This window comes from Bradyrhizobium lablabi, assembly GCF_001440475.1.
GTDB classification, from domain to species: domain Bacteria; phylum Pseudomonadota; class Alphaproteobacteria; order Rhizobiales; family Xanthobacteraceae; genus Bradyrhizobium; species Bradyrhizobium lablabi.
On sequence record NZ_LLYB01000079.1, the window covers coordinates 19,432 to 21,717 of the forward strand.

The window sequence follows — 2,286 nt, forward strand, 5'->3', positions numbered from 1 at the left end:
GCGATTCCGAATTGACCACCATGCTGTACTCCAACGTCGTGCCGGTCGCATGCAATCTGCCCGTTCTGGCAATCACAAGCTTACCTAGCCCTGAGGTCTGGCCTTGGCTCTCCGGCGTATCGTTGTTTGGCCCGATCGGCGTATATCTCGGGATAGTCGCGGTAAGATATGCCAATGCCTCGACGCTTGGCCCGTACACTCTCCTCCGCCTTGTAATTGGGGTCGCCGGAGGCGTTGTCGTTTTCCACGAGATACCGGATTTCTTGAGTGTCCTCGGCGCGGCCATCATCCTCGCGAGTTGCATGATGGCCGTGACTACCCCCTCAGTGTGGTCGGCGATACTTAGCGCGGAGCGATGGAAGCGAAGCAGACCGGGAATGTAGCGGCCACTGCCTTGGGCATTCAACCTCATGCAGCAATTGGATCCGTTTCCGCCGCGCTGGCGCAGTGCCGCAACACCTTATTTCACGAGAGAATCGCTGCGTTTTCGCCGCCGTCGCACGCTCGCCGCATGGAGCCCAAGTGGGCGATTGTCCAAGAGATTTGGTTCAACAACCGTCCGCCGGTAAGCACCCCATTCCTGGTCCGTCCAAGCATCAAATTCTCTTACCAGTCGAACATCATCAAGTACCCGATTGCTATAATGCTCTCGCAGAACTGGCGTGACTTGAAGTAGCGGAATCTCCGGCCTGATAAAGATCGGTGTGTCGGTCTTGTTCAGACGAAGATTGATGAACAATGGGCCAAACCACGAATCCGTTTCGATTATACCCTCGTAACACTCAAATCCTTGCTGCCGAGCAAGATTAGCGGGCGGCCTGACAAGCGCACTCCAACCGGGTCGCGTATGCACTATCCACCCGCTCCAGACTTGGACTATGCCGGGCTCGATAGAAGCCGTCAGAAACGGTGGTGCATATACCCCACAGTCGCCGGGCGCAGTTTTGGCAAAATACGCCGCGAAGTCAGGAAACTGAGCGACCTTTAGCGGATACCATGTGTCATCCTCTTCATAAGTCCAGACGACACCTGTTCCTCCATCCCACATTAGAGCGAACCCTATTGGGGGAAACACCCACCAACCGTTGGCGGTCGCTGAGGTCAAGGGATCGCAATATCTGGCCCCTCGCATTGGCAACAAACCACCGGCGGCCCGATCCGCGCGACACGGATCGGGTGCTTCCGGGATGAGCCGAAAAAAACTGACGATCGGTTCAGCGTGTTGCATCGATTTTTCGCACAAAGGCTGTGGCTTTGGGCCGATTAGCTTCGCGTCATTCCAACGGCTTGATTTTCGCCTGTGCGACTTCTGCGTCCTCGGAAGCCTGTAACTTGCTCTTGCGCGGCTTTAGGCAATCAATGCCGCCACCTTCCCCGATCTTCACCTTGCCCGCGTCAGCCGTCCTAGAAGTAGGCAACTTGATCTTGATCATGCTCTTCCTCCAAAGGTTGCATATGCTGAGGTTAATAAGACTGCCGGTTTCGGCTGCCGTCCGGTTCCACCGAACTGCCAGGCAATGCTGAACAAGTATGGTTAACGAACGCTTAAGGGCCGCTAGGCCCGCGGCGGATGAATCAGGCCATCGTCATCAGCGCGAAAGCCGGGACGTAACCGGGCGCCCCTCGGTCGCATCATGCTCCGGATCGCTTTCAGTAATACCGGTGAAAGTGGTGCACCGGACCGTGGCCATGTCCAACGCTGAACCGGTCTGCCGCTGCAATCGCGGCGGTCACCCACGCCTTGGCGTTGCGCACGGCGGCCCCCATGCCCTCACCCCTCGCGAGCCCTGCCGCAATCGCCGACGACAATGAGCAGCCGGTGCCGTGGGTGTTCTTCGTCGCCACGCGCGGCGCGGCCAGNCGCGATCGCACCATTCGCGCCGATCAGATAGTCGATGCTCTCGGCNACCCTCCCGGTGGCCGCCCTTGATCAGCACGGCCTTGCACCCCAGCCCGAGCAGACGCTTGCCCTGTTGCTCGACCATGGCTTCGTCCGTCGCCACGGCTTCATCGAGCAGCACCGCAGCCTCCGGCAGGTTGGGCGTGATCACCGACACCAACGGAATGAGTTTGGTTCGCAATGCCTCGACCGCTTCCACAGCCAGCAACCGGTCGCCCGAGGTTGCGACCATCACGGGATCGAGTACGACGTGCTTCGGCGACCAGCGTGTGAGGCCGGCGACGATGGCATCGATCACCGGCGGACGCGCCACCATGCCGATCTTGACCGCCCCCACCGCAAGATCGGAGAACACCGCGTCGATCTGCGCGGTGACGAATTCCGCC

At 59.3% G+C, this 2,286-nt stretch carries 3 protein-coding genes and 3 pseudogenes; 2 read left to right on the top strand and 4 right to left on the bottom strand.

From position 1 onward, the window contains the following. Together CQ14_RS48275 and CQ14_RS48570 are read left to right on the top strand one after the other, a co-directional pair. Positions 1-383, top strand: a pseudogene (locus CQ14_RS48275) (EamA family transporter); the annotation flags it as partial. Continuing rightward, the gene (locus CQ14_RS48570; protein ID WP_156435203.1) at positions 356-676 is read left to right on the top strand and encodes a hypothetical protein; all 321 of its coding nucleotides are present in this window, start codon (positions 356-358) and stop codon (positions 674-676) included. The pseudogene CQ14_RS48275 and the gene CQ14_RS48570, both read left to right, overlap by 28 nt. Before the next feature lie 18 nt (positions 677-694). On the opposite strand, the pseudogene CQ14_RS48280 reads toward CQ14_RS48570, so the two are convergent. The 4 genes and pseudogenes from CQ14_RS48280 to CQ14_RS46555 all read right to left on the bottom strand — a co-directional run. Next, positions 695-1,228: pseudogene (locus CQ14_RS48280) on the bottom strand (hypothetical protein); the annotation flags it as partial. A 46-nt stretch (positions 1,229-1,274) separates the two neighbouring features. After that, complete coding sequence (locus CQ14_RS43760) at positions 1,275-1,433, bottom strand: hypothetical protein (RefSeq protein WP_156435205.1); 159 nt, start codon at positions 1,431-1,433, stop codon at positions 1,275-1,277. 217 nt (positions 1,434-1,650) lie between these two features. After that, on the bottom strand, positions 1,651-1,860 hold a 210-nt coding region (locus tag CQ14_RS46545; RefSeq protein ID WP_245320433.1), incomplete at its 5' end, for a bifunctional hydroxymethylpyrimidine kinase/phosphomethylpyrimidine kinase. Positions 1,861-1,907: 47 nt separating this feature from the next. Beyond that, positions 1,908-2,286: pseudogene (locus CQ14_RS46555) on the bottom strand (bifunctional hydroxymethylpyrimidine kinase/phosphomethylpyrimidine kinase); the annotation flags it as partial.